The sequence below is a fragment of the Pseudomonas sp. GV085 genome (assembly GCF_003050925.1).
Lineage (GTDB): Bacteria > Pseudomonadota > Gammaproteobacteria > Pseudomonadales > Pseudomonadaceae > Aquipseudomonas.
The window spans coordinates 324810-351481 of sequence record NZ_QAOV01000006.1 but is presented as its reverse complement, the minus strand read 5'-3'; the positions used below and the strand labels follow the sequence as shown (position 1 = coordinate 351481).

The following is a 26672-nucleotide window of genomic DNA, read 5'->3' as shown; positions in this document are numbered from 1 at the left end:
CAAAATGTCAAAGCACACTGAAACCAGTTCAGGGAAAGACGCAAGTGAGGACGCCCGCCTTCTGGCCTTGGGTTATCGTCCCGAATTCAATCGCGTACTCGGGCTGTTTGCCGACTTTTCGCTGGGCTATTCCTACATGAGCCCCATGGCGGGGATGTTCGCGCTCTTTGCTACCGCATTGGTCGCCGTGGGCCCGCCCTTCTTCTGGACCATGCTTGTCGTTTTGCTGGGCCAGCTGTTCGTTTGCCTGGTTTTCGCCGAGGCCGCCTCCGCTTATCCAATCGCCGGCGGCATCTACCAATGGGCCCGACGCTTGGGCGGACAACGCTGGGGGTTCCTGACGGCCTGGATCTACCTGTTTGCACTGATTGGCACAGGCGCTGGCATCTCGGCCGGCGGCGCACCCTTTCTGTCGGTACTTCTGGGTGTGCAGCCATCACCGGAATTCAACGCCATAGCCGGTATTTCCATTGCGCTGATCGCCATTCTGGCTAACTTCGCAGGCACCAGGATACTGGCTCGCACCACTGAAATCGGAGTGTGGGCAGGTTTGATCGGGCTGGCCATCTGTGGCGGATACATGCTGGTATTTGGTCACGTGCAACCGGTGTCGGTGCTGTTGGACAGCTTCGGTCGTGGCGAAGGTAACTACACCTCTGCACTGTTCTTCGCGAGCCTGATCGGCGTCTGGATTTTCTACGGATTCGAAGCCTGTGGGGACTTGGCCGAAGAAGTCAGTGGTGCCTCGAAAGCAGTACCTCGTGCAATGTTGATGACCATCATCTGCGGCGGTGGTTCTGCACTGCTGATGACCTTGGGCTTGTTGTTCGCACTGCCGGACATGCAAAGCGCAGTGGATGGAACCTTGGCCGACCCGGCAGGCGCTGCGGTTCTGCAAGTCATGGGCCCGGTGGGAATGAAGATAACGCTGGTCTGCCTGCTGGCCGTGGTTATCAGTGCGGTCACCTCGGTGATTGCGTCTACCAGCCGACTGCTTTTCTCCCTGGGTCGGGACAAGATGATTGTCGGGGCCAGTCTGCTAGGCACGCTTAAAGGTCCTCGTCGCCTGCCTATCACTGCCCTCTGGGTCACTGCCACATTGACCATCCTGATATTGTCGATTGGTTTCGTGTCCAGTAACGCAGCCACTCAAATCATCAGCTTCGCAACAACCGGCGTCTATGTGTCCTTCCAGATGGTAGTGATCGCATCGTTGCTGGCCAGTCTTCGCGGGTGGCGTGCCGATGGGGATTTCAAGCTGGGATCTGCGGGCCTTGTGGTTAAAGTGATTGCGCTGGTTTTCGGCATTGCCTCCATCATCAACCTGATGTGGCCGCGCACGCCGGAAGCAGGATGGCTGAGCAACTACCTGATCCTGGTTTCGATTGTCGTCATCGTTGCGTTGGGGCTGATTCAGATGCTGATGCTCAACATGCCCAAAGAGCCCCTGCAGGGGCAGTCCAGCCCGAGTATTTGAGGCTATAACGCAGGTATTGCATCGATTGACAGCGCGGGGCTCGGGCAACCGACCCCGGCTTTTTTTTGGTTCTTCACGCAATCCCGGGAAACTGTAGGTGCCAGCTTGCTGGCGATGGACTCAAGTACGCCGCGTTTATCCGGTTCACACGCGTTATCGTTATCGACCATCGCTGGCGAGCCAGCTCCTACAAATGGAGCGTGCCCACGCTTTTTTTACGTGCGCCAGGGCAAAAGCAACCATATCCCCACCGCTATCGTGAGCATTTGCGCTGTTTATCGAGTGGTTGCGCAGGCATTAAAAGTCAAAAGATCGCAGCCTGCGGCAGCTCCTACGGGTTTTGCGTATACGCGCAAAATGACGGTCGCAGCGGACCCATGTAGGAGCTGCCAAAGGTTCGGCAGCCCCTACAGATATTTCGTTATATGTGTTCCCCGGAACTCCGTGAAGAACCATATTTTGGGCAGCTTTCTCCTTCTCAAAAAAGGATGCCCCCCAACCATGAGTGCGGACCATGAGAGCCCTCCTAGACCTAAACTCAGTGACGCTCGCGTTAGGTCACTGACAGAGCCAGATTGGCTGCCTGATCGGCTATGCACCGGCCCAATCCGTCCAGCGTAAAACCATGGCAAACGGTGAAGTGGGCTCGGCGCAGGCCTGAATGAAAACGGGCGCCTTGGCAGATGCCCGATTTGTTGTCGCGGGTTGCATGACCGACATCGGGTGCATCCACGTCGAACCGGGGAAGATCAGTAAAAGAATTTCGTATACCCTAGCGCTATCTCATTCCAAACGACCGCCGCCGTGAAACTGACCAAACTCAACGCACCCGACCTTGGTAACACGCCTTCGACTTCGGAAATCATCACCCGCCACCTGCGGGATGCGATTGTCGCCGGGCATTTTGCCGAGGATGAGCCGATCCGCCAGGACGACATTGCCCGCCAGTTCAATGTCAGCAAGATCCCGGTGCGCGAAGCCCTCAAGCGGCTGGAGGCCGAAGGGTTGGTGATGTTCCAGCGCAATCGCGGGGCGATGGTCACGCGTGTTTCCGATGCGGAACTGGCGCAGATGTTCGAAGTGCGGATGTTGCTGGAGGACAAGATTCTACGCCTGGCCATTCCGAACATGACCGAAGAGACCTTCGCCCGTGCCGAGCGCATCTGTCAGGAGTTCATCGGCGAGGACGACGTGGGGCGCTGGGCCGAGCTCAACTGGGAGCTGCATTCCTGCCTGTACGAGCCGGCGCAGCGACCGTTTCTGGTGAGTCTGATCCGTTCGGTCAACGACAAGCTAGAGCGTTATCTACGCATGCAGATGAGCTTGTCGGCCGGTAAGGAACGGGCCGATCACGAACACCGCGAGATCCTGGCGGCCTGCCGTGCCGGGGATGTGGACCTGGCGGTGAAGCTTCTGGACGAGCACATTGCCGGCGTCTGCACGACCCTGTTCGAGCACCTGCCCCACACCCACTGACAGCTGCGGATGCTGTGCCGATTTCGTCATCGACACAGACTAAATCCATCAAGCCGACACCCCGCCACACGGGCCACTCTTGCGTTCACTCAACCGAATGGACGTGGCCCTCCCATGAAACGCATCTCAGTGATCGACTCCCACACCGGCGGCGAACCGACCCGCCTGGTGACCGCCGGCTTTCCTGATCTGGGCACCGGCAGCATGGCCGAACGGCGCAAAGTATTAGCCCAACAGCATGATCAATGGCGCGCCGCCTGCGTGCTGGAACCACGGGGCAGTGACGTACTGGTGGGCGCCCTGCTCTGCACGCCGGTGGACCCAGGCGCCTGTGCCGGGGTGATTTTCTTCAACAACACCGGTTATCTGGGTATGTGCGGCCACGGCACCATCGGCCTGGTGGCGTCGTTGGCGCACCTGGGCAAGATCGGCCCCGGCGTGCACAGCATCGAAACGCCGGTGGGCACGGTGCAGGCAACCCTGCACGAGGACCATTCGGTGAGCGTGCGCAACGTGCCGGCCTACCGTTATCGCAAGGCGCTGGCGGTGCAGGTGCCGGGCATCGGCCAGGTAGTCGGTGATATCGCTTGGGGCGGCAACTGGTTTTTCCTGATCGCCGAGCATGGCCTGCGGGTGGCCGGCGACAACCTCGAAGCGCTGACCGCTTACACCTTCGCCGTGCAGCAAGCACTGGAAGCCCAAGGCATTCGCGGTGAAGACGGCGGCTTGATCGATCACGTCGAGTTGTTCGCCGATGACGATCACGCCGACAGCCGCAACTTCGTGCTCTGCCCCGGCAAAGCCTATGACCGTTCGCCCTGCGGCACCGGCACCAGTGCCAAACTGGCATGCCTGGCGGCCGACGACAAGTTGCAACCGGGGCAGATCTGGCGCCAGGCCAGCGTCATCGGCAGCGAGTTCGAGGGATCCTACGAACTGCAGGATGAGCGCATCGTGCCGACCATTCGTGGTCGCGCGTTCATCAGTGCCGAGGCGAGCCTGATCATCGAACAGGACGACCCGTTCGCCTGGGGCATCCGCCCATGAACGAGGGCCTGGTGGCCGATGTGATCGTGATCGGCGCCGGCATTATCGGCGCCGCCTGTGCCCAGGCGCTGGCCCGTCGCGGCTTGCAGGTGCTGGTGCTGGACGCCGGCCTGCACGGCGCCACGGCCGCCGGCATGGGCCACTTGCTGGTACTCGACGACAACCCCGCCGAACTGGCCCTGAGTCAATATTCGTTGCAGCGCTGGCGCGAACTGGGCGCGGACCTGCCCGATAGCTGTGCCTACCGCTGCAACGGCACGCTGTGGCTGGCGGCGAATGCCGAAGAAATGGCGGTGGCCCACAGCAAATTCCTGAACCTGCAAGCCCAGGGCGTGGCTTGCGAACTGATCGGCGCCAGTGCCCTGCGCCAGCGCGAACCGGAACTGAGAGAAGGACTGGAAGGCGGCTTGCTGATCAATGGTGACGGCATTCTATACGCCCCGGCGACGGCCGGATGGATGCTCGAAACACCGAACATCCGCCAGCGCCGGGCACGGGTCAGTGCGGTCGATGGCAACCGCGTCTGCCTCGATGATGGTCACTGGTTGAGTGCCGATGCCGTGGTGTTGGCCAACGGTATTCAAGCCAACGAGCTGTGCCCGGAATTGCCCATCGAGCCGAAAAAAGGCCACTTGCTGATCACTGACCGCTACCCCGGCAGCGTCACCCATACGCTGGTGGAACTGGGTTACGTCACCAGTGCCCACAACGCCACGGGGCCGTCGACCGCCTGCAATATCCAGCCGCGCCCCACCGGGCAACTGTTCATTGGCGCCTCGCGGCAATTCGGCACCACCGACCCGCAGGTCGAAGGCTGGATGCTCGCGAAAATGCTCAAGCGTGCCGCCGAGTACATGCCGGGGCTGGCCCGGCTCAACGGCATCCGTGCCTGGACCGGTTTTCGCGCCGCCAGCCCCGACGGCTTGCCGCTGGTGGGCCAACATCCACAACGGCAAGGCTTGTGGCTGGCAGTCGGTCACGAAGGTCTGGGCGTAACCACCGCCCCCGGCACCGCCGATCTACTGGTGGCGCAACTGTTCAACGAAACCCCGCCACTGGCCGTACAACCTTATCTGCCCCAGCGCTTTCTCGGAGAACCGGTCTATGCCTGAATTGTTGCTGGACGGCCACGCCCTGAAAGTCGCCGAAGGCACCAGCGTCGCCGCGGCCCTGGCGTTGGCCAGTGACGGCTGCGCGCGCACCTCGGTCAGCGGTCAGCGCCGTGCGCCGCTGTGCGGCATGGGCATTTGTCAGGAATGCCGGGTGACCATCGATGGCCGGCGTCGCCTGGCTTGCCAGACCCTGTGCCGTAACGGCATGCAGGTGGAGACCCGCCCATGAATGAATATGCTGATCTGTTGATCATTGGCGCGGGCCCTGCCGGGATGAGCGCCGCCCTTGCCGCCGCCCCCAGCGGCGCCCGCATTGTCATGCTCGACGACAACCCGCTGCCGGGCGGGCAAATCTGGCGCGACGGACCTCAAGCCAACGTGCCAGGTCCGGCCCGGCGCCTGCGCGAGCGTCTGGCGTCGTGCGACAACATCCGCCATCACGCCGGTACTCGGGTGATCGCCGCCCCCGGCGCGAAACAACTGCTGGTGGAAGATGACGACCATGGCTGGTTGATCAGCTACGACAAACTGATTCTGTGCACCGGCGCCCGTGAATTGCTGCTGCCCTTCCCCGGCTGGACCCTGCCGGGTGTCACCGGTGCCGGTGGTTTGCAGGCACTGATCAAGGCCGGTTTGCCGGTGCAGAACGAGCGCGTGGTGATCGCCGGCAGCGGCCCGCTGTTACTGGCCAGTGCCGCCACCGCCAAACAGCATGGCGCGCAAGTGCAACGCATCGCCGAACAAGCCAGCCGCAGCGCCGTCGCCGGTTTCGCCGCGCAACTGCCGCGCTGGCCCGGCAAATGGCTGCAATCGTTCAGCCTGTTCGACCACCACTACCGCACCGCCACCCACGTATTGGCGGCGCTTGGCACCGACCGAGTGGAAGGCGTGCGCCTGCAACAACAGGGCAACATCGTTGAGTTGGAATGTGACCGGCTGGCCTGTGGTTTCGGGTTGATTGCGAATATCCAGTTGGGTCAGGCACTGGGTTGCGCCATCGAAGATCAAGCCATCGCGGTGGATGCCTGGCAGGCCAGCAACCGCGCCGATCATTATGCGGCGGGCGAATGCACAGGGTTCGGCGGCAGTGAGCTGGCCTTGGTGGAAGGTGCGATTGCCGGCCACGCTGCGGTCGGCAATCTGCAAGCCGCCAGGCAATTGTGGCCGCGCCGGGCGCGCTGGCAGGGTTTCGCCAAGGCGCTGAACAGCGCGTTCGCCCTTGACCCGCGACTCAAGTCCCTGGCCCAACCCGACACCCTCGTTTGCCGCTGCGAAGACGTGCCCTACGCGGCATTGACCGGTCACTCTGACTGGCGCGAAGCCAAACTCGCCAGTCGCTGCGGCATGGGCGCCTGCCAGGGCCGGGTGTGTGGCGGCGCAGTGCAGCATTTGTTTGGTTGGCAGCCCTCAGCACCGCGCCCCCCCTTCAGCCCGGCGCGGATCGAAACCTTGATGTCCCTGGACGATACCCCGCCAGCGTGATGACCACGCCAGGGGTTTCGGCCACGCTGCCGAGTCTCTATGATCCCGGGGGTCACCCTCAGTCCCCCGGCGCCATGTATCCCTCGCTCACCACCTTTGAACCTTGCGATCTGCCGACGCTGCTGAACAGCCTTCAGCCCATCGCGCCGTTGCTCGATACCCTGTCGGACGTGGTGTTTTTCATCAAGGACTGCGAGGCCCGCTACGCCTTCGTCAACCAGACCCTGGCCCGGCGTTGTGGTTTCAGACACAGGGACGAGCTGCTGGGGCGCACCGCCGAAATGGTCTTCCCGGAACGCTTCGGTCCGCTGTACACCGAGCAGGATCGGCGAGTGCTGTCCAGCGGTCGCGAACTGGCCGATCAGCTGGAGCTGCATTTGTATTATGGCAATCAGCCGGTCTGGTGCCTGACCCACAAACTCGCCTTGAAGGATGACCAGGGTCGAATCGTGGGCCTGGCCGGTATCTCCCGCGACCTGCAATCGCCGCAGTCGAACCATCCGGCGTTCCAGAAACTTGCCGCCGTGGATGCCCATATCCGCCGCCACTTCGCCCGCTCCATCAGCCTCGCCGAACTGACCACCATCGCTGGCTATTCCGTGGCGCAATTGGAGCGGCACTGCAAACGGGTGTTCCAGCTCACCCCACGGCAAATGATTCACAAGGCGCGCCTGGAAGAAGGTTCGCGGTTGTTACTGCACACCGAGTTGCCGATCACCGAGATTGCCTTGCGCTGTGGTTACACTGACCACAGCGCCTTCAGCCGGCAGTTTCGGGCGCTGACCAGTTTGTCGCCGAGTCAGTATCGCGATAATCAGCGTTAGGTTTGGGGGCATATCCGTTGCTGCGGTAACGGCCACTTACGGTTCCGCTTTTACAGCGGGTCACTTGGAAGAGCCCCAAGTAACCAAGGGCTTTTGCCCCTGACGTTCGGTGCCTCGCTTAGGCTCGGCATGCCCTCGCTCCGGTCCTGCTCCGTGGGCCCGCCGCCATCGGCCATCCATGGCCGGGGGCGGCTAACCCGGCATCCATGCCGGGTTGCCCACTACGCAGAACCTCCTCTCGGCCTCTCGAGGGGGCGTACACCGCAACAGCACCCGAGGCGGCCTACCGGCCGGCCTGATCGCGATCATCGTCGTGTTTCTTCCGCAGGAATTGGCGTATGTCCGTTAATAGCAGCTGTACGCGGTCGGTGTAGGAGCTGGCGAAACCTGCGATCTTTTGATCTTCAGTGATCGTTCTGACATCGTTGGTTCAAGGCCGCACACAGCATTGACCAGTGTTCCTTAAAGGGGCGCCTGCGCAACCATTGCTCCCATATGTAACACCTGCCCCCGATACCTTGGCGTCACCGTACCTCCGGTTGCTCCGCTACAAAACCTCTACGCCAAGGCCTGACAACTAATTCACCCCTCGGACTGGAAATAGGCACGTTGATTGCTATTGTTAATATCGTATACGAAATCCTCAATACGATATCCAACAGCACTTCACATCAACGAGGCCTCTATGAAAAACCCCGCATTTGCCGTAGCCCTCAGCGCTGTCCTCAGTACCTCCTTCATCGCCACTGCCCAGGCCGACAAGCTTGACGACATCATAGGTTCGGGCAAGCTGCGCTGCGCCGTGACCCTGGACTTCCCGCCCATGGGCTTTCGCGATGCCAGCAACTCGCCGGCCGGCTTCGATGTGGACTATTGCCGCGACCTGGCGAAGATCCTAGGGGTCGAGGCCGAAGTGGTGGAAACGCCGTTCCCGGATCGTATTCCGGCACTGGTCTCCGGGCGGGCTGACGTGATCGTCGCGTCCACCTCCGACACCCTCGAACGCGCCAAGACCGTTGGCCTCACCGTGCCCTACTTTGCCTTCCAGATGGTGGTGCTGACCCGCGACGACACCGGAATCAACGGCTTCGACGACCTCAAGGGCAAAGCGGTGGGCAACACCAGCGGCACCTATGAGGCCATCGCCCTGGAGAAAGACGTGAAGAACTGGGGCGCGGGCAGTTTCCGGGCCTACCAGTCGCAGAGCGATACCCTGCTAGCCGTCGCCCAAGGCCACATCGATGCCACCGTGGTCACCAACACCGTGGCCGCCGCCACCCTCAAGTCGGGCAAATACAAAAACCTGAAAGTCGCCGGTAACGCCCCGTACGTCATCGACTACGTGTCCCTGGGTGCCAAGCGCAGCGAGTTCGGACTGCTCAACTACCTCAACCTGTTCGTCAACCAACAGGTACGCACCGGTCGCTACAAGGAGCTGTTCGTTAAATGGGTCGGCACCGAGATCCCGCCGACCAACCTGACCGTGCCTCAGGTCTACTACTGATATGTCCGGCATGCCTGGGCCAATTTCTCTGACCGGGCGCAGCCTGGTGGCGGGTGCCGCGCAAGGCGCCCTGCTGTTCGCCGATGTCGGCTTGAGTTTCTGGGGCGGAGTCGATCCCTGCACGGGTGAAGTCATCGACCGCCATCACCCGCTCAGCGGCCAACACCTGGCCGGCCGCGTGCTGGCGATTCCCAGTGGTCGCGGCTCGTGCACCGGCAGCAGTGTGTTGATGGAACTGATCAGCAACGGCCATGCACCGGCGGCATTGGTGCTGGCCGAAGCCGACGAGATCCTGACCTTGGGCGTGCTGGTGGCGCAGACCATTTTTGCCCGTTCCCTGCCGGTGCTGTGCATCGGTCCGGAGGCCTTCGCCGCCTTGCGCGGCCAGGCCTTCGCCCGGGTCGAAAATACAACGCTGAGCCTGTTCGATCACCTGCCGGGCGACGCCTGGCAGGCGCTCGACAGCCCATTACCAGACACTGACAGCACCGCCTCGATCAGGCTCACCGAGCACGATCGGGCGCTGCTCGATGGCCGGCATGGCAAGGCCGCGCAAATGGCTATGCAGATCGTCCTGCGTATGGCCGAACTGCAGGGTGCCGACCACTTGGTGGATGTCACTCAAGCACACATCGACGGCTGCATTTACACGGGACCTGCGAGCCTGCGCTTTGCTCGGCAACTGGTGCAATGGGGAGCAAAAGTGCGAGTGCCCACCACCCTCAATTCAATTTCCGTCGACCAGCGCCGATGGCGCGAACTGGGTATCGACCCGGCACTGGGTGAACCGGCCAGTGCCTTGGGCGATGCCTATATGGCGATGGGCGCACAGCTCAGCTTCACCTGCGCGCCGTACCTGCTCGACACTGCACCGAAGGCTGGCGAGCAAATCGTCTGGGCGGAATCCAACGCAGTGGTCTACGCCAACAGCGTGCTCGGTGCACGCACCCTGAAATACCCGGATTACCTGGACATCTGCATCGCCCTCACCGGTCGCGCCCCGCTGATCGGCTGCCACCTGGACGCGCAACGCAAGGCCCGGCTGCAGATCGAATTGCCTGCCCTCGGTGAACTGGACGATGCCTTCTACCCGCTGCTGGGTTACCACATTGGTGCCCTGGCCGGCAGTCGCGTGCCGCTGGTGCTGGGACTGGAAAAACGCAAGCCGAGCCTGGACGACCTCAAAGCCTTTGGCGCGGCCTTCGCCACCACCTCTGCGGCGCCACTGTTCCACATCGCCGGGGTCACCCCGGAGGCCATTGACCCGGCGCAGGTGCTGGATGCGGACACTTGCATTGCCGTGGAAAAAATCCGCCTGGAGGACCTGCTGTCGAGTTGGCGCGAACTCAACAGTGCTCGCGATAACCGGGTGGATGTGGTGTCGCTGGGTAACCCGCACTTTTCCCTCAGCGAGTTCGCTCACCTGGCGCGACTGTGCCGGGGACGACAAAGACACCCGGATGTGGTGCTTGCCATCACCTGCGGCCGTGCCGTGTTGGAGCAGGCCCGCGAGGCCGGGCACATCGCCGTGATCCAAGCGTTTGGCGCGACCCTGGTCACCGACACCTGTTGGTGCATGCTCGGCGAACCGGTAATCCCCCTGACGGCTGAAACCCTGATGACCAACTCGGGCAAATACGCCCACTACGCACCGGGCCTGGTCGGCCGCAAGGTGCACTTCGCCAGCCTTGCCGAATGCGTCGACGCGGCCTGCACCGCAACGGCCAGCGGACGTTTGCCGGCCTGGTTACAACCTGTTGCCCTACCGGAGAGCCCTGCACATGTTTGACTACAGCTTCCAATGGCGCTCCGCCCTGCGCGCCCTGCCGGACATGCTTGCCGGTGCCATCGTCACCTTCGAAACCGCCGCGCTGTCGATGATCTTCGGCGTGCTGATCGCCCTGGCCCTGACGGTGATGCGCGAGGCCAAACACCCATTACTGCGCGGGTTCAGCAACGGTTGGGTATCGATTGCCCGCAACACCCCGTCGCTGTTCCAGATCTACATCCTCTACTTCGGCCTCGGCTCGCTGAACCTGCACGTCAGTTCCTGGTTCGCCCTGCTGGCCGGGATCACCTTCAACAATGCCGGGTATCTGGCGGAGAACTTTCGCGGCGGCCTCAAGGCCGTGCCTGACACGCAGGTGCGTGCGGCGCGTTCCCTCGGCATGAGTGCCTTCCAGGCCTACCGCATGATCATCGTCCCGCAACTGCTGCGGATCGTGTTCTACCCGCTGACCAATCAGATGGTCTGGGCGGTGTTGATGACGTCGCTGGGGGTGATAGTCGGGCTAAACAATGACCTGACCGGTGTGACCCAGGAATACAACGTCAAAACCTTCCGCACCTTCGAGTATTTCGCCATCGCAGCGGTGCTGTATTACTTGATTGCCAAGGCGATCGTCGCGGCAGCCCGGCTGATGGCCTGGCGGTTGTTCCGTTACTGAGGAGCTGTCCATGTTTTCCACCGATTTTTCCTCCAATGACCTGATGTTCCTGCTCAACGGTGCGTGGGTCACGATGCAACTGACGTTCTGGTCGATCATTCTCGGCTCCCTGGCCGGGTTGTTGTTCGGCCTGCTGCGGGCGTTGTTGCCACGGGCCAGCCTGCCGTTGGCCTGGGTGCTGGACGTGTTTCGCAGCGTGCCGTTGCTGATCCAGTTCGTGCTGTTCAACTCGCTCAAAAGCATTATCGGTTTGAACATCAGCGCCTTTAGCGTCGGCTGCATTGTGTTGGGGGTTTACGCGGCGGCGTACTTCACCGAGATCGTGCGTGCCGGCGTGCTGGCGGTGCCGTTTACCGTGCGCCGGGCCAGCCGTTCGTTGGGGCTGAGCTTCTTGCAGGACTTGCGCTGGATCGTCCTGCCCATGGCCACCCGAGTCGCGTTCCCCGGCTGGCTGAACCTGGTGCTCGGTGTAATGAAAGACACCGCGCTGGTGATGTGGATCGGCATCGTCGAACTGCTGCGCGCCTCGCAAACCATCGTCACCCGCATCCAGGAACCCTTGCTGGTGCTGTGCATCGCGGGCCTTATCTACTACGTCATGAGCCTGGTGGTCGCACGCCTGGGCGCTCGTCTGGAAAGAAGGTGGCAAGAAAATGATTGAGATCGACAACGTACATAAATCCTTCGGCAACCTCGAAGTGGTCAAGGGCGTCAACCTGACGGTGAACAAGGGCGAAGTGGTGTCGATCATCGGCGGCTCCGGCTCCGGCAAATCGACCTTGCTGATGTGCATCAACGGCCTGGAACCGATCCAGAAAGGCAACATCCGCGTTGACGGCGTCGAGGTCCATCACAGCGCCACCGACCTCAATCGCCTGCGGCAGAAAATCGGCATTGTGTTCCAGCAATGGAATGCCTTCCCGCACCTGACGGTGCTGGAAAACGTCATGCTCGCGCCGCGCAAAGTGCTGGGCAAAAGCAAGGCGGAAGCGCAAGAGCTAGCGGTGAAGCAACTGACCCACGTCGGTCTGGGCGACAAGCTCAAGACTTTCCCTGGCAAGCTGTCCGGTGGACAGCAACAACGCATGGCCATCGCCCGCGCCCTGGCCATGTCACCGGACTACATGCTGTTTGACGAAGCCACCTCGGCCCTCGACCCGCAGTTGGTCGGTGAAGTGCTGGACACCATGCGCATGCTCGCCGAAGACGGCATGACCATGGTCTTGGTGACCCACGAAATCCGCTTTGCCCGGGACGTGTCCGACCGTGTGGCGTTCTTCCGCAATGGCCTGGTGCATGAGATTGGTTCGCCGGATCAGGTGATTGGCAATCCGATGCGTGCGGAAACAGCGGCGTTTCTCAAATCGGTGAAATAACTAACGGCCCAATCGCGAGCAGGCTCACTCCTACAGGGTTAGCGGTGCATATCGAAGAGTGTAGGAGCGAGCCTGCTCGCGATGAGGCCCGCACAGACAAAACAAGGATCAAACCATGCGTTCATCAAAAGTCATTCATGTAGTCAGCTGCCACGCCGAAGGCGAAGTCGGCGACGTGATCGTCGGCGGTGTCGCCCCGCCGCCCGGCGCCACCGTGTGGGAACAGTCGCGCTGGATCGCCCGGGACGAAACCCTGCGCAACTTCGTCCTCAACGAACCCCGCGGCGGCGTGTTCCGCCACGTCAACCTGTTGGTCCCGGCCAAGGACCCACGGGCGCAGATGGCCTGGATCATCATGGAACCGGCGGACACCCCGCCGATGTCCGGCTCCAACTCGTTGTGCGTCGCCACCGTATTGCTCGACAGCGGCATCCTGCCCATGACCGAGCCGCAAACCCGCCTGGTGCTGGAAGCGCCCGGCGGCCTGATCGAAGCCGTGGCCGACTGCCGGGATGGCAAGGTGCAACGGGTGGAAGTGAAAAACGTGCCGTCCTTCGCTGATCGACTGGATGCGTGGATTGAAGTCGAAGGCATCGGCTCGCTGAAGGTCGACACCGCTTATGGTGGCGACAGTTTTGTGATTGCCGATGCCAAAGGCCTGGGTTTCTCCATCCGCCCGGATGAAGCGGCCGATCTGGTGGCGGTCGGGCTGAAAATCACTCGAGCGGCCAACGAACAACTGGGCTTCGTGCATCCGCTGAATCCCGAGTGGTCGCACATTTCCTTCTGCCAGATCGCCGCGCCCATCGTCCATGAGAACGGCATCGCCACCGGCGCCAATGCGGTGGTGATTCAACCGGGCAAGATCGACCGCTCCCCCACCGGCACGGGTTGCTCGGCGCGCATGGCGGTGTTGCAGGCCAAAGGCTTGATGCGGGTTGGCGAGCGCTTTGTCGGCCGTTCGATTATCGGTTCCGAGTTCCACTGCCGCATTGATTCGCTGACCGAAGTCGCCGGCCGCGCCGCGATTTACCCGTGCATTTCCGGCCGGGCGTGGATCACCGGCACCCACCAATTGCTGCTCGACCCAAGCGATCCGTGGCCACAAGGCTATCGCCTGTCCGACACTTGGCCCGGCGCCTGATCACGCAATCCCTGAACCCCCAGACCAACGGCCAGTAAAAACCCCTGAAAACCAAAAAAAGCACTAGCCGAGCATTGTCATTTTTAATATCGTATACGAAATACAATTAACGAATCGGAGGCAACAATGAGCAAGCGCATTAACTGGAGTGGCGTATTCCCAGCGGTGACCACTCAATTCAACGATGACTTTTCCATCAACCTGGAAAAAACCCATCAGGTGATTTCCAACGTGATCCGCGACGGCGTGTCTGGCCTGGTGGTCTGCGGCTCGGTGGGTGAAAACACCTCGCTGACTGCCGAAGAGAAAATCGCCGTGACTGAGGTCGCTGTCGATGCCGCCCGTGGTCGCGTACCGGTGATTTGTGGCGTGGCCGAGTTCACCAGCATACAAGCGGCCAAGGTTGCCAATGCCGTACGTCGGGTCGGCGTCGATGGCGTGATGCTGATGCCGGCGCTGGTCTACGGTTCCAAACCGTTCGAGACCGCCGAGCATTACCGCTACGTGGCGAAAAACGCCGACGTGCCGCTGATGGTCTACAACAACCCGCCTATCTATAAGAACGACGTCACCCCGGACATCCTGATTTCCCTGGCCGACTGCGACAACGTGGTGTGCTTCAAGGATTCTTCCGGCGACACCCGCCGCTTCATCGACGTGCGCAACGAAGTCGGTGACCGTTTCGTGCTGTTCGCCGGCCTCGACGACGTGGTGCTGGAAAGCATCGCCGTGGGTGCCGAAGGTTGGGTCTCGGGCATGTCCAACGTGTTCCCGAAAGAAGGCGAAACCATCTTCCGCCTGGCCAAGGCCGGTCGTTTCGCCGAAGCCATGCCGATCTACGAATGGCTGATGCCGATCCTGCACCTCGATGCCCGTGCCGACCTGGTGCAGTGCATCAAGCTGTGTGAAGCCATCGCCGGTCGCGGCAGCGCCTTGACCCGTCCGCCACGCCTGGCCCTGCCGGAAGCCGACCGCGTATTCGTCGAGCAGATCATGGCCAAGGCGTTGGCCAACCGCCCGGAACTGCCGGACGTCGGTCTCTGAGTGATTGCCGGGCGGGCCTTTACCGGCCCGACCCGGCTGCCCGTTTTTTTTGCGCCTTAACAAGGTACGTCAGCATGTCGAATCCTCAATACACGCAAAGCGCAACCACACCCTCGGGACTCAAACGCGTAGTGGCCGCCGCCATGGCTGGCACCGTCGCCGAATGGTATGAATTCTTTCTCTACGGTACCGCCTCGGCGCTGGTCTTCGGTCAGCTGTTCTTCCGCCAGACCGACAGCCCCGTCGACGGCATCATCGCCGCCTTCGCCTTGTACGCGGTGGGCTTTCTCGCCCGGCCGTTGGGCGGTTTGGTATTCGGTCACTACGGTGACAAATTCGGCCGCAAACGCCTGCTGCAACTGAGCCTGGTAGTGGTCGGCATCACCACCTTCCTGATGGGTTGCCTGCCTGGCTTCGACCAGATCGGTTACGCCGCGCCGGTGCTACTGGTGCTGTTGCGGTTGATCCAGGGCTTCGCTTTCGGCGGCGAATGGGGCGGCGCGATTCTGCTGGTGTCCGAACACTGCCCGGACAATCGTCGGGGCTTCTGGGCCAGTTGGCCGCAAGCCGGGGTGCCGGCCGGCAACCTGGTGGCCACGGTCGCCCTGCTGCTGTTGTCGTCGAACCTGTCAGAGCAACAGTTCCTTGCCTGGGGCTGGCGCGTGGCGTTCTGGTTCTCGGCGGTAGTCGTGTTGATCGGTTACTGGATTCGCACCAGCGTCGATGACGCGCCGATCTTCAAGGAAGCCCAGGCCCGCCAGGCACAGACCAAACAGCAACAACTCGGTGTGGTGGAGGTGCTGCGTCATCACTGGCGTTCGGTGCTGGTGGGAATCGGTGCACGCTTTGCCGAGAACATCCTCTACTACACCGTGGTGACGTTCTCGATTACCTATCTGAAACTGGTGGTGCACAAGGACACTTCGCAAATTCTGCTGCTGATGTTCGGCGCACACCTGGTGCACTTTTTCCTGATCCCGCTGATGGGCTATCTGTCGGACATCGTCGGGCGCAAGCCGGTGTACCTGACCGGCGCGGTGCTCACAGCGTTCTGGGGTTTCATCGGTTTCCCGATGATGGACACCGGCAACAACTGGCTGATCATGGCCGCGATCACCCTGGGCCTGGCCATCGAGTCGATGACTTATGCACCTTACTCGGCGCTGATGGCTGAACTGTTCCCGACCCACGTACGCTACACCGCTCTGTCCCTGTGCTACCAGGTGGCGCCGATCTTCGCCGGCTCCCTGGCGCCGCTGATCGCCATCACCTTGCTCAACAAGTACCACAGCTCGACTCCGATCGCCTGGTATCTGGTGGGCGCCGCGCTGATTTCCGTGGTGGCTGTCGGCCTGACCCGCGAGACCCGTGGCAAGTCATTGCGCCAGGTGGATGCCGAGTCGGCGGCGCGGGTTGCTGCGCTGGACCCAGCCCCGACTAGCCCACGTCGGGCCGATTCTCTGGCCTGAGTAAATTCCTGTGGGAGCGAGCTTGCTCGCGATGGACGTCAACGATAACGCGTGTTGTCTGAATGGAAGCGTTGTCCTTGCGTTTTTCGCGAGCAAGCTCGCTCCCACAGAGGTTTTGTGTTGCTGCCCCATTTTTCGAAAGGAGCTTTTTTGATGTTTGAAATCCTTGGCCACAACTACATCGGCGGAGCGCGCAGCGCCGTCGGCGGCATCATCCTGAACAGCCATGACGCCAGCACCGGCGAAGCACTGCCCTACTCCTTCCTGCAAGCCACCGCGCAAGAAGTCGACGCGGCCGCCCAGGCCGCTGCGGCCGCCTATCCAGCCTTCCGTAATTTGCCGGCGACGCGCCGGGCGCAATTCCTTGAAGCCATCGCCGCGCAACTGGATGCCCTGGATGACCAGTTCATTGCCCTGGTGACCCGTGAGACCGCCCTGCCCAGCGCCAGGATTCAGGGCGAGCGCGGCCGCACCAGCGGCCAGATGCGTCTATTCGCTCAGGTCCTGCGTCGGGGCGACTTCTACGGCGCGCGCATCGACCGTGCCCTGCCGGAGCGTCTGCCGCTGCCACGGGTTGACCTGCGCCAGTACCGGATCGGCGTCGGCCCGGTGGCAGTGTTCGGCGCCAGCAATTTTCCGTTGGCCTTTTCGACTGCTGGCGGCGATACCGCAGCGGCCCTGGCCGCCGGTTGCCCGGTGGTGTTCAAGGCCCACAGCGGGCACATGGCAACCGCCGAATGCGTGGCCAATGCGATCCTGCGCGCCGCCGAGCAGACCGACATGCCCAAGGGTGTGTTCAACATGATCTACGGCGCTGGTGTCGGTGAAGCGCTGGTCAAGCACCCGGCGATTCAGGCCGTCGGTTTCACCGGCTCGCTCAAAGGTGGCCGTGCCCTTTGCGACATGGCCGCCGCACGGCAACAACCCATCCCGGTGTTCGCCGAGATGAGCAGCATCAATCCAGTGTTGGTATTGCCCGAAGCCTTGCGTGTGCGCGGCGAGAAAATCGCCGGTGAACTGATGGCATCGGTGGTCCAGGGTTGCGGGCAGTTCTGCACCAACCCGGGGTTGGTCATTGGTATTCGCGCCCCTGAATGGACGGCGTTCACTGCGCGACTAAGCAACCTGATGGCCGAACAACCGGTGCAAACCATGCTCAATGTTGGCACCCTCGGCAGCTATGAAAAAGGGGTGCGGGCCTTGCTCGAGCATCCGGGCGTGACACACCTGGCGGGCCACGACCAGCAGGGCAATCAGGCGCGGCCGCAACTGTTCAAGGCCGACGTCAGCCTGCTGCTCAATGGCGATCCGCTGCTTCAGGAAGAAGTGTTCGGGCCGACCACCATTGTCGTTGAAGTAGCGGACAAGGTTGAGCTGCGCCAGGCCTTGAACAGCTTGCACGGGCAACTGACTGCGACATTGATTGGCGAAGCATCGGATCTTCAGACCCATGCGGACCTGCTGATACTGCTGGAACAAAAAGTCGGCCGGGTACTGTTCAACGGTTACCCCACCGGGGTCGAAGTCTGCGATGCCATGGTCCATGGCGGGCCTTACCCTGCAACCTCCGACGCCCGTGGCACGTCGGTTGGCAGCCTGGCCATCGAGCGATTCCTGCGGCCGGTGTGCTACCAGAACTGCCCGGACGCCTTGCTACCCGACGCCTTGAAAAACGCCAATCCACTGGGCATTGCACGGCTGGTGGATGGCAGCAGCCAACGCGAGCCGGTTTAACAACACGACCTCCTGTGGGAGCGAGCCTGCTCGCGATAGCGGTGTGTCAGTCGACGAAAATGTTGAATCTGATGCCCTCATCGCGAGCAGGCTCGCTCCCACAGGAGTGGGCGCACCCACTCCATTCAAGCCAGCAGTGCTTTCAGGTCGTTGTATAGCGCCTCGGGAATTTGCACGCCTTCCACCAGGCTGCGTACCCGCGCCGCGTAACGTCGTTGCGACGGTAAGCGTGCGCCCTGCCCTTCAATGCCCTGGAACAACGTTTCAGCCCGGGCCAGATGTTCTTCAGTGGCGTCCCCCAGAAAGCGCCGAGGGTCCAGGGCGATGATCAACTCGCCATGGTACGGCGACGACTTGCTGCCTGCGTCGTAAGCCAACGACTCGGCACTGGTCAGGTCACCAATCAGCGGCCCGGCAATCAACTCCACCATCGCCGCCAGCGCCGAACCCTTGTGCCCGCCGAACGTCAGCATCGCGCCGCTGTCGAGCACCACGTTGGCGTTGGTGCTCGGCTGGCCTTGGGCGTCGACGCCCCAACCTTCGGGAATCGCCTTGCCGGCACGCCGGTGCAGTTCGATATCACCACGGGCAATCGCGCTGGTGGCGAAGTCGAACACAAACGGATCTTGCCCCGCACGCGGCCAACCGAAGGCAATGGGATTAGTGCCGAACACCGGCAGTCGTCCTCCAGCCGGCGCCACCCAGGCGTGGCTCGGATTACACGCCAGTGCCACCAGACCGGCGGCAGTCAATTGCTCGATCTCCACCCACAGCGCCGAGAAATGTACACAGCGGTTGATTGCCAACGCGGCAATGCCGTTGGCCTGGGCTTTCTGCGCCAGCAACGGCAACCCCGCCTGAAACGCCAACTGTGAAAACCCACCGCCAGCATCCACCCGCACGATCGACGGCGCCTGGTCGATCACCTGTGGCTCGGCATCGGCTGACACCTTGCCGGCCCGCAGGGAATTCACACACCCCAGAATCCGGTACAAACCGTGGGAGGCACAGCCATCACGTTCGCCAACAACCACCGTCGCCGCCACCGCTTGTGCATGGGCCAGATTAAAACCGTTGTGCAACAAGATCGATTCGGCCAACTCACGGGCTTCGATCAGGGTCAGTCGGATCATGGTCATCTCCTTGGACAGACCGGTCAGAGTGGTCTATCCGAGGCGTTATGACTTGATGGGTTTGGGCATTGGCGGTGACGAAATTGGCACAGCGCAGGCAGTTGGACCCCGTTAAACCAATGGCTAATGAGATCCAGTGTGGGAGCGAGCCTGCTCGCGAAGGCCACACCTCTGTTTCAAGACTGATTGATGCTTTTTCGGCAACAAAGAATTGCCATCGACCTGATTGATAGACCTCTGCGTAAGGTGCAGGCTAGAGAGCTAACTTGGGGTCTCATATCATTCCGAATGATAGTTACCTTCGCCCCATTCGATTCGTGAGATACAAACCCGCCGCGCATCATTCGCCAATCTCAACACATTGGCGGATGCATCCATGGAACAGTCATTCAAACATTTGCGCTTCCCGTTGGCTTTGTTGGCCGTAGTGGTGATCAGCGCTTGCGGCAAGGCCCCGGAGACCGCCGCCAGCATGCCAGCGGCCAAGGTCAGCGTGGCCAAGGTGCTGGAACAACCGGTCAACGAGTGGGACGAATTCACCGGGCGCCTCGAAGCACCGGAAACCGTCGAGATTCGTCCACGGGTCTCAGGCCAGATCGATGAAGTGGCCTTCACTGAAGGTGCCCTGGTCAAGAAAGGCGACCTGCTGTTCCAGATTGACCCGCGTCCGTTCCAGGCTGAGGTCCGCCGCCTCGAAGCCCTGGTTGCACAATCGCGCGCCAATGCGACCCGCAGCGAAAACGAAGCCCAGCGCGGTGAGCGTCTGCGCACCAGCAACGCCATTTCCGCCGAGCTGGCCGATTCGCGTACCAGCGCCGCCCAGGAAGCACGTGCCGCCGTCGGTGCCCTGCAAGCGCAACTGGACCTGGCCAAGCTGAACCTGAGCTTCACCCGCGTCACCGCACCGATCAGCGGCCGCGTCAGCCGTGCCGAAATCACCGCCGGCAACCTGGTGACGGCCGACACCACCCCGCTGACCAGCGTGGTTTCCACCGACAAGGTGTACGCCTACTTCGACGCAGATGAGCGTGTGTTCCTCAAGTACACCGAGCTCGCTCGCCAGGGCAAGCGCGGCGCTACCACCCCGGTTTACATGGGCCTGTCCAACGAGGACGGCAACCCGCACCAGGGCGTAATGAACTTCGTCGACAACCAGGTCAACCCGAAAACCGGCACCATCCGTGGTCGCGCCGTGTTCGACAACAGCGATGGCAGCTACACCCCGGGCCTGTATGCACGCCTGAAACTGGTGGGCAGCGGCACCTACAGCGCCATGCTGATCAACGACGAAGCGGTCGGCACCGACCTGGGCAAGAAGTTCGTGATCGTGCTGGATGGCGATAACAAAACCGCCTACCGCGCGGTGGAACTGGGTCCGAAGATCGAAGGTCTGCGCATCGTGCGCAACGGCCTGAACAAGGACGACACCATCATCGTCAAGGGCCTGCAGCGGGTACGCCCTGGTTCACCGGTCACCCCTGAAGTGATTCCGATGGCCAGCGAACAAACCCTCGCGGCACTCGCACAACAACGTCAAGCGCTGGAAGCCAGCAACCTGCCCCAAGTTGCGCCTGCCAGGGTTGCGCCGGGCACGGCTGTGAAACTGGCTGCCACGACCCCACGCGGTTAAGGGATTTTTACGATGAATTTTTCCCAATTCTTCATTTCGCGGCCGATCTTCGCAGCGGTGTTGTCGCTGCTGATCCTGATCGCCGGTGCGATCTCGCTGTTCCAGTTGCCGATCAGCGAATACCCGGAAGTCGTACCGCCGACCGTGGTGGTTCGCGCCAACTTCCCGGGCGCCAACCCGAAAGTCATCGGCGAAACCGTGGCCGCTCCGCTGGAGCAAGCCATCACCGGTGTCGAGAACATGCTGTACATGTCCTCGCAGTCGACCGCCGACGGCAAGATCACCCTGACCATCACCTTTGCCCTGGGTACCGACCTGGACAACGCGCAGGTGCAGGTGCAGAACCGCGTGACCCGGACCGAGCCGAAACTTCCCGAGGAAGTGACGCGCATCGGTATCACCGTGGACAAGGCGTCGCCCGACCTGACCATGGTTGTGCACTTGACCTCGCCGGACAAACGCTACGACATGCTCTATCTGTCCAACTACGCGATCCTGAACATCAAGGATGAACTGGCGCGGCTGGGCGGTGTCGGTGACGTGCAACTGTTCGGCATGGGCGATTACTCGCTGCGTGTGTGGCTCGACCCGAACAAGACCGCTTCGCGCAACCTGACCGCGACCGACGTTGTGACGGCCATCCGCGAACAGAACCGCCAGGTGGCTGCCGGTGCCTTGGGGGCGCCCCCTGCCCCGAATGCGCAAAGCTTCCAGTTGTCGGTCAACACTCAGGGCCGTCTGGTCTCCGAGGAAGAGTTCGAGAACATCATCATTCGCTCTGGCGACAACGGTGAAATCACTCGCCTCAAAGACATCGCCCGCGTCGAACTGGGTTCCAGCCAGTACGCCCTGCGTTCGCTGCTGAACAACCAGCCGGCGGTGGCGATCCCGATCTTCCAGCGCCCTGGCTCCAACGCCATCGAAATCTCCAACGAAGTGCGGGCCAAGATGGCCGAGCTGAAGAAGGGCTTCCCCGAAGGCATGGACTTCAGCATCGTCTATGACCCGACGATCTTCGTGCGCGGCTCCATCGAGGCGGTGGTTCACACCCTCTTCGAAGCGCTGATCCTCGTGGTGCTGGTGGTGATCCTGTTCCTGCAAACCTGGCGCGCCTCGATCATTCCGTTGGTGGCTGTGCCGGTTTCGCTGATCGGTACCTTTGCCGTGATGCATCTGTTTGGTTTCTCGCTCAACGCCCTGTCGTTGTTCGGCCTGGTGCTGGCGATCGGTATCGTGGTGGACGATGCGATCGTGGTGGTGGAAAACGTCGAACGGAACATCGAACTCGGATTGACCCCGGTCGAGGCCACCAAACGCGCCATGCGTGAAGTGACCGGCCCGATCATTGCCACGGCGCTGGTGCTGTGTGCGGTGTTCGTTCCGGCGGCGTTCATCTCCGGTCTGACGGGCCAGTTCTACAAGCAGTTCGCCCTGACCATTGCAATTTCCACGGTGATCTCGGCCTTCAACTCGCTGACCCTGTCGCCAGCGCTGGCCGCGGTATTGCTCAAGGGCCATGACGCACCGAAAGACCGCTTCTCCAAGGTGCTGGACAAGATTTTCGGTGGCTGGTTGTTCCGTCCGTTCAACCGTTTCTTCGAAAAAGCCAGCCATGGTTATGTCGGCACCGTTGCCCGTGTGATCCGCTCAAGCGGCATCGCCTTGCTGCTGTATGCCGGCCTGATGGTCCTGACCTTCTTCGGTTTCTCCAGCACCCCGACCGGTTTCGTCCCCGGCCAGGACAAGCAATACCTGGTGGCCTTCGCGCAACTGCCGGATGCCTCGAGCCTGGACCGTACCGAAGACGTGATCAAGCGCATGTCCGACCTCGCCCTGAAACAGCCGGGCGTGGAAAGCGCGGTGGCCTTCCCGGGCCTGTCGATCAACGGCTTCACCAACAGCCCGAACGCCGGCATCGTGTTCGTGACCCTCAAACCGTTCGACGAGCGTAAAGACCCGAGCATGTCCGCAGGGGCAATCGCCGGTGCCTTGAACGGCCAGTACGCGAACATCCAGGAAGCCTACATGGCGATCTTCCCGCCGCCGCCGGTACAGGGCCTGGGCACCATCGGTGGTTTCCGCCTGCAAATCGAAGACCGGGGCAACCTGGGCTACGAAGAGCTGTACAAGGAAACCATGAACATCATTGCCAAGAGCCACAGCGTTCCGGAACTGGCGGGCCTGTTCACCAGCTACACGGTGAACGTGCCCCAGGTCGATGCCGCCATCGACCGGGAAAAAGCCAAGACCCACGGCGTGGCCGTCAGCGACATCTTCGACACCCTGCAGATTTACCTGGGTTCGCTGTATGCCAACGACTTCAACCGCTTCGGGCGCACCTATCAGGTCAACGTTCAGGCCGAACAACAGTTCCGCCTCGAATCCGACCAGATCGGCCAGTTGAAGGTGCGTAACAACAAGGGCGAGATGATCCCGCTGGCGACCTTCATCAAGGTCAGCGACACCTCGGGCCCGGACCGCGTGATGCACTACAACGGCTTCATCACCGCTGAAATCAACGGTGCGGCAGCCCCCGGCTACAGCTCCGGCCAGGCCGAAAAAGCCATCGAGAAACTGCTCAAGGAAGAACTGCCCAACGGCATGACCTACGAATGGACCGACCTGACCTACCAGCAGATTCTGTCCGGCAACACCGCGCTGTTCGTGTTCCCGCTCTGCGTGCTGCTGGCGTTCCTGGTACTGGCAGCTCAATACGAAAGCTGGAGCCTGCCACTGGCGGTGATCCTGATCGTACCGATGACCCTGCTGTCGGCCATCACCGGGGTGATTGCGTCCGGTGGCGACAACAACATCTTTACCCAGATCGGTTTGATCGTATTGGTGGGGCTTGCCTGTAAGAACGCGATCCTGATCGTCGAGTTCGCCAAGGACAAGCAACTGGAAGGCCTCAACCCGCTGGCGGCGGTCCTGGAAGCTTGCCGTCTGCGTCTGCGGCCGATCCTGATGACCTCCTTCGCGTTCATCATGGGTGTTGTGCCGCTGGTGTTCTCCAGCGGTGCCGGTGCCGAAATGCGTCACGCCATGGGTGTGGCGGTGTTCTCCGGGATGCTCGGGGTGACTTTCTTCGGTCTGTTGCTGACGCCAGTGTTCTACGTACTGATTCGTAACTTTGTCGAGCGCGGCCAAACGCGCAAAGCCGCCAAGGCCGCCCTGAAGCTGGAGTCGCACTGATGAGTTTGAAAGCCTTCCTGCCGAGCCTGCTGGTACTGGCCCTGAGTGCCTGTGCCGTCGGCCCGGACTACAAGACGCCAACCACCGAGGCGGCCCACATCACGGCCGCCACCGATGGCGCCGCCGGCCAGAAAAACTTTGACCGCTCGCGTTTCGAAGGCATCTGGTGGCAACAGTTCGAAGACCCGACCCTCAACCAGTTGGTGACGCAATCGCTGCAAGGCAACCGCGATTTGCGCGTCGCCTTCGCCCGCTGGAAAGCGGCGCGGGCGATCCGCGATGACGTCAGCAACGACGCCATGCCAACCATCACCAGCCGCGTCAGCAGTGATTTGGGCAAAGGCCAGATTCCCGGCCAGACCACCGACCGGGTCAACAGCGAACGCTACGACCTGGGCCTGGACATGGCGTGGGAGATCGATCTGTTCGGCCGCATCCAGCGCAACCTGGAGTCGGCGAACGCCGAGCAACAGGCGTTCGAGGCCGATCTGTACCAACTGCAAGTCACCATGATTGCCGAACTGGTGGATTCCTATGGCCAACTGCGCGGCGCGCAACTGCGGGAGAAGATTGCCCTGGCCAACCTGGAGAACCAGCAGGAGTCGCGCAAGATCACCATCAGCCTGCGGGATGCCGGCGTCGGCGATCAGCTCGATGTGGAGCGTGCCGATGCGCGACTGGCATCGGTCGAAGCCAGCGTGCCGCAATTGCAGGCCGAGCAGATTCGGCAGAAAAACCGTATCGCCACCCTGCTGGGTGAACGTCCGGACAAGCTGACCGTGGACCTGAGCCCGAAAGACCTGCCGGCGATTGCCAAGGCATTGCCGATCGGTGATCCGGGTGAACTGTTGCAACGCCGTCCGGACATTCGCAGTGCCGAACGCCAACTGGCCTCGGCCACGGCGCGTATCGGCGTGGCCAAGGCCGATCTGTTCCCGCGGGTCAGCCTCAGCGGCTTTCTTGGCTTTACGGCCGGGCGCGGTTCGCAGATCGGCTCCTCGGCGGCCAACGCCTGGGCGCTCGGCCCGAGCATCACCTGGGCGGCGTTTGACCTGGGCAGTGTGAAGGCCCGTTTGCGCGGCGCCGACGCCGATGCCGAAGGCGCCCTGGCGACCTACGAGCAGCAAGTGTTGCTGGCCCTGGAAGAATCGGAAAACGCCTTCAGCGACTACGGCAAACGCCAACAGCGTCTGATTTCGCTGATTCGCCAGAGCGAGTCCAGCCGTTCCGCAGCCGATCTCGCCGAGATCCGTTACCGCGAAGGCACAGCCGATTTCCTTGTGCTGCTCGACGCTCAACGGGAACGCCTGGCGGCCGAAGACACCCAGGCCCAGGCTGAAGTCGACCTGTATCGCGGCATCGTCGCGATCTACAAGGCCCTTGGCGGTGGCTGGCAGCCGGAGACGGTCGCCAGCAACTGACCCGATGTTTTGAGATGCTCCTTTGGTTGGCCGCAACCAACCAATTTCCTTGCCCTGCGTCCGGTCGCGGGGCTTTTTTTGCCTTTTCCAGGCAACGTAAATCCCTTGTAGGAGCGAGCTTGCTCGCGAAGAACCAGAGAACACCGCGTTAATTCAGGCTGCCCGCGTCATCGTTGACCACCATCGCGAGCGGGCTCGCTCCTACAGGGATCAGGGGTGTTCCTGGACGGTCACCGTCGCGGTGGTCCCGGCGCGCAATTTGTCTTTACCGGCATAGCCGGCATCGATCTCGATCCGCACCGGCACCCGCTGCGCCAGTTTGATCCAGGTGTAACTGGGGTTGATATTCGCCAGCAAGCGGCCGCCCGGCAGGTTCTCCCGGTCGGCAATGGCAAAGGCAATGCTCTGCACTTTGCCGCCGAACGTCTCGCCACTCATCAACTCGATCCTGACCCGGTCGCCCTCCCCGATCCGCGGCAACTTGGTTTCTTCAAAGTAACCGCTGACATAGAACGAATCGCTGTCCACCAACGCCAGCAATGGACCGCCGGCCGAGGCGTAGTCGCCCTCCCTGGTCAGCAGATTGGTGACATATCCGGTCACCGGGGAGATGACGTGGGTACGCTGCAAATCGAGCTCGGACTGGGTCAAGGCCGCGATGGCCAGTTGCACGTTAGCCTGGGCCAACACCAGGTTGGCCTGATTACGCAGCAAGTCAGCCTGGGCCACCGACACATCGGTGCTGGCTTTTTCCCACTCTTCGCCGGAAATTGCCGAGCGATCCTTGAGCGTGCGCCGCCGATGCTCTTCGCTCTGACGTTGTTTGAGCAACGCTTCGCTGGCGGTAATGGTCGCCTGGGCCTGCCCGAGCGAGGCTTTCGCCACCTCAACGGCACGTTTGGCATGCTCCACCGCCAGGAGGTAACGCGCCGGATCGATCTCCAGCAGCGCCTGGCCTTTGTTCACATGCTGGTTGTCCTGCACGGTCAGGCTGACGATTCGCCCCGAAACGTCGGCGGATAAGGTCACCACATCGGCGCGCACCCGGGCATCCCGGGTCCAGGGGGCGCGGGTGTAATGCTCCCACGCGAACCAACCCAGGATAACGGCCAGCAGTACCACCGCCAGCGTCGTGAGTCGGGAAAGGATGTTCTTCAAGG

The 26672-nt window shown here is 61.9% G+C and carries 21 protein-coding genes; 19 read left to right on the top strand and 2 right to left on the bottom strand.

The window, feature by feature from the left end:
- Nucleotides 1-4: 4 nt before the first annotated feature.
- The 16 genes from C8K63_RS15780 (at nt 5) to C8K63_RS15705 (ending at nt 18136) form a co-directional block, all read left to right on the top strand.
- Nucleotides 5-1477, top strand: coding sequence for an amino acid permease (locus tag C8K63_RS15780; RefSeq protein WP_108217552.1), 1473 nt, complete (start codon nt 5-7; stop codon nt 1475-1477).
- Between the two features lie 804 nt (nt 1478-2281).
- Entirely contained in the window at nt 2282-2953 is a 672-nt protein-coding gene (locus tag C8K63_RS15775) for a GntR family transcriptional regulator (protein WP_108217551.1), read from the top strand.
- Nucleotides 2954-3067: 114 nt separating this feature from the next.
- Nucleotides 3068-4000, top strand: a complete 933-nt coding sequence (locus tag C8K63_RS15770) for a 4-hydroxyproline epimerase (RefSeq protein ID WP_108217550.1) — start codon at nt 3068-3070, stop codon at nt 3998-4000.
- Nucleotides 3997-5112 carry an FAD-binding oxidoreductase gene (locus tag C8K63_RS15765; protein WP_108217549.1) on the top strand — a complete coding sequence of 372 codons (1116 nt, stop codon included), beginning with the start codon at nt 3997-3999 and terminating at the stop codon, nt 5110-5112. The genes C8K63_RS15770 and C8K63_RS15765 overlap by 4 nt, the downstream gene beginning before the upstream one ends.
- Complete coding sequence (locus C8K63_RS15760; protein ID WP_108217548.1) at nt 5105-5341, top strand: 2Fe-2S iron-sulfur cluster-binding protein; 237 nt, start codon at nt 5105-5107, stop codon at nt 5339-5341. The genes C8K63_RS15765 and C8K63_RS15760 overlap by 8 nt, the downstream gene beginning before the upstream one ends.
- Nucleotides 5338-6594 carry an FAD/NAD(P)-binding oxidoreductase gene (locus C8K63_RS15755; protein ID WP_108217547.1) on the top strand — a complete coding sequence of 419 codons (1257 nt, stop codon included), beginning with the start codon at nt 5338-5340 and terminating at the stop codon, nt 6592-6594. Before C8K63_RS15760 ends, C8K63_RS15755 begins: the two co-directional genes overlap by 4 nt.
- A 74-nt stretch (nt 6595-6668) precedes the next feature.
- Nucleotides 6669-7418, top strand: coding sequence for an AraC family transcriptional regulator (locus C8K63_RS15750; protein ID WP_108217546.1), 750 nt, complete (start codon nt 6669-6671; stop codon nt 7416-7418).
- Nucleotides 7419-8103: 685 nt separating this feature from the next.
- Nucleotides 8104-8922 (top strand): transporter substrate-binding domain-containing protein, encoded by an 819-nt coding sequence (locus C8K63_RS15745; protein ID WP_108217545.1) that lies wholly within the window; start codon nt 8104-8106, stop codon nt 8920-8922.
- Between the two features lie 10 nt (nt 8923-8932).
- Nucleotides 8933-10711, top strand: coding sequence for an aconitase X (locus C8K63_RS15740; protein WP_108217588.1), 1779 nt, complete (start codon nt 8933-8935; stop codon nt 10709-10711).
- The gene (locus C8K63_RS15735) at nt 10704-11369 is read left to right on the top strand and encodes an amino acid ABC transporter permease (protein ID WP_108217544.1); all 666 of its coding nucleotides are present in this window, start codon (nt 10704-10706) and stop codon (nt 11367-11369) included. The genes C8K63_RS15740 and C8K63_RS15735 overlap by 8 nt, the downstream gene beginning before the upstream one ends.
- A 10-nt stretch (nt 11370-11379) precedes the next feature.
- The gene (locus C8K63_RS15730; protein ID WP_095966737.1) at nt 11380-12030 is read left to right on the top strand and encodes an amino acid ABC transporter permease; all 651 of its coding nucleotides are present in this window, start codon (nt 11380-11382) and stop codon (nt 12028-12030) included.
- Nucleotides 12023-12745 carry an amino acid ABC transporter ATP-binding protein gene (locus C8K63_RS15725; RefSeq protein WP_108217543.1) on the top strand — a complete coding sequence of 241 codons (723 nt, stop codon included), beginning with the start codon at nt 12023-12025 and terminating at the stop codon, nt 12743-12745. Before C8K63_RS15730 ends, C8K63_RS15725 begins: the two co-directional genes overlap by 8 nt.
- Before the next feature lie 115 nt (nt 12746-12860).
- Complete coding sequence (locus C8K63_RS15720; protein WP_108217542.1) at nt 12861-13889, top strand: proline racemase family protein; 1029 nt, start codon at nt 12861-12863, stop codon at nt 13887-13889.
- A 126-nt stretch (nt 13890-14015) separates the two neighbouring features.
- Nucleotides 14016-14933 (top strand): dihydrodipicolinate synthase family protein, encoded by a 918-nt coding sequence (locus C8K63_RS15715; protein ID WP_007997732.1) that lies wholly within the window; start codon nt 14016-14018, stop codon nt 14931-14933.
- A 74-nt stretch (nt 14934-15007) separates the two neighbouring features.
- Complete coding sequence (abaF, locus tag C8K63_RS15710; protein ID WP_108217541.1) at nt 15008-16402, top strand: fosfomycin efflux MFS transporter AbaF; 1395 nt, start codon at nt 15008-15010, stop codon at nt 16400-16402.
- A gap of 153 nt (nt 16403-16555) precedes the next feature.
- Nucleotides 16556-18136 (top strand): aldehyde dehydrogenase (NADP(+)), encoded by a 1581-nt coding sequence (locus C8K63_RS15705; RefSeq protein ID WP_108217540.1) that lies wholly within the window; start codon nt 16556-16558, stop codon nt 18134-18136.
- A 125-nt stretch (nt 18137-18261) separates the two neighbouring features.
- On the opposite strand, the gene C8K63_RS15700 is transcribed toward C8K63_RS15705, so the two are convergent.
- The gene (locus tag C8K63_RS15700) at nt 18262-19269 is read right to left on the bottom strand and encodes an Ldh family oxidoreductase (protein ID WP_108217539.1); all 1008 of its coding nucleotides are present in this window, start codon (nt 19267-19269) and stop codon (nt 18262-18264) included.
- 376 nt (nt 19270-19645) lie between these two features.
- Between C8K63_RS15700 and mexE the strand changes: the two genes are divergently transcribed.
- From mexE to C8K63_RS15685, 3 genes are read left to right on the top strand one after another with little or no spacing between them, the layout of a single operon-like run.
- The gene (mexE, locus tag C8K63_RS15695) at nt 19646-20899 is read left to right on the top strand and encodes a multidrug efflux RND transporter periplasmic adaptor subunit MexE (protein ID WP_108217538.1); all 1254 of its coding nucleotides are present in this window, start codon (nt 19646-19648) and stop codon (nt 20897-20899) included.
- 12 nt (nt 20900-20911) lie between these two features.
- Nucleotides 20912-24091, top strand: coding sequence for an efflux RND transporter permease subunit (locus tag C8K63_RS15690; RefSeq protein WP_108217537.1), 3180 nt, complete (start codon nt 20912-20914; stop codon nt 24089-24091).
- On the top strand, nt 24091-25512 hold the full coding sequence (locus tag C8K63_RS15685) for an efflux transporter outer membrane subunit (protein ID WP_108217536.1): 1422 nt from the start codon (nt 24091-24093) through the stop codon (nt 25510-25512). The genes C8K63_RS15690 and C8K63_RS15685 overlap by 1 nt, the downstream gene beginning before the upstream one ends.
- 210 nt (nt 25513-25722) lie before the next feature.
- Here C8K63_RS15685 and C8K63_RS15680 read toward each other — a convergent pair whose 3' ends face one another.
- Entirely contained in the window at nt 25723-26670 is a 948-nt protein-coding gene (locus C8K63_RS15680) for an HlyD family secretion protein (RefSeq protein WP_108217535.1), read from the bottom strand.
- Nucleotides 26671-26672 lie beyond the last annotated feature (2 nt).

What these genes read in the sequence shown, in the direction of transcription:
- C8K63_RS15780 (WP_108217552.1), top strand. Translation starts at nt 5, where the DNA reads ATGTCAAAGCACACTGAAACCAGTTCAGGGAAAGACGCAAGTGAGGAC.
- C8K63_RS15770 (WP_108217550.1), top strand. Translation starts at nt 3,068, where the DNA reads ATGAAACGCATCTCAGTGATCGACTCCCACACCGGCGGCGAACCGACC.
- C8K63_RS15765 (WP_108217549.1), top strand. Translation starts at nt 3,997, where the DNA reads ATGAACGAGGGCCTGGTGGCCGATGTGATCGTGATCGGCGCCGGCATT.
- C8K63_RS15760 (WP_108217548.1), top strand. Translation starts at nt 5,105, where the DNA reads ATGCCTGAATTGTTGCTGGACGGCCACGCCCTGAAAGTCGCCGAAGGC.
- C8K63_RS15755 (WP_108217547.1), top strand. Translation starts at nt 5,338, where the DNA reads ATGAATGAATATGCTGATCTGTTGATCATTGGCGCGGGCCCTGCCGGG.
- C8K63_RS15750 (WP_108217546.1), top strand. Translation starts at nt 6,669, where the DNA reads ATGTATCCCTCGCTCACCACCTTTGAACCTTGCGATCTGCCGACGCTG.
- C8K63_RS15745 (WP_108217545.1), top strand. Translation starts at nt 8,104, where the DNA reads ATGAAAAACCCCGCATTTGCCGTAGCCCTCAGCGCTGTCCTCAGTACC.
- C8K63_RS15740 (WP_108217588.1), top strand. Translation starts at nt 8,933, where the DNA reads ATGCCTGGGCCAATTTCTCTGACCGGGCGCAGCCTGGTGGCGGGTGCC.
- C8K63_RS15735 (WP_108217544.1), top strand. Translation starts at nt 10,704, where the DNA reads ATGTTTGACTACAGCTTCCAATGGCGCTCCGCCCTGCGCGCCCTGCCG.
- C8K63_RS15730 (WP_095966737.1), top strand. Translation starts at nt 11,380, where the DNA reads ATGTTTTCCACCGATTTTTCCTCCAATGACCTGATGTTCCTGCTCAAC.
- C8K63_RS15725 (WP_108217543.1), top strand. Translation starts at nt 12,023, where the DNA reads ATGATTGAGATCGACAACGTACATAAATCCTTCGGCAACCTCGAAGTG.
- C8K63_RS15720 (WP_108217542.1), top strand. Translation starts at nt 12,861, where the DNA reads ATGCGTTCATCAAAAGTCATTCATGTAGTCAGCTGCCACGCCGAAGGC.
- C8K63_RS15715 (WP_007997732.1), top strand. Translation starts at nt 14,016, where the DNA reads ATGAGCAAGCGCATTAACTGGAGTGGCGTATTCCCAGCGGTGACCACT.
- abaF (WP_108217541.1), top strand. Translation starts at nt 15,008, where the DNA reads ATGTCGAATCCTCAATACACGCAAAGCGCAACCACACCCTCGGGACTC.
- C8K63_RS15705 (WP_108217540.1), top strand. Translation starts at nt 16,556, where the DNA reads ATGTTTGAAATCCTTGGCCACAACTACATCGGCGGAGCGCGCAGCGCC.
- C8K63_RS15700 (WP_108217539.1), bottom strand. Translation starts at nt 19,269, where the DNA reads ATGATCCGACTGACCCTGATCGAAGCCCGTGAGTTGGCCGAATCGATC.
- mexE (WP_108217538.1), top strand. Translation starts at nt 19,646, where the DNA reads ATGGAACAGTCATTCAAACATTTGCGCTTCCCGTTGGCTTTGTTGGCC.
- C8K63_RS15690 (WP_108217537.1), top strand. Translation starts at nt 20,912, where the DNA reads ATGAATTTTTCCCAATTCTTCATTTCGCGGCCGATCTTCGCAGCGGTG.
- C8K63_RS15685 (WP_108217536.1), top strand. Translation starts at nt 24,091, where the DNA reads ATGAGTTTGAAAGCCTTCCTGCCGAGCCTGCTGGTACTGGCCCTGAGT.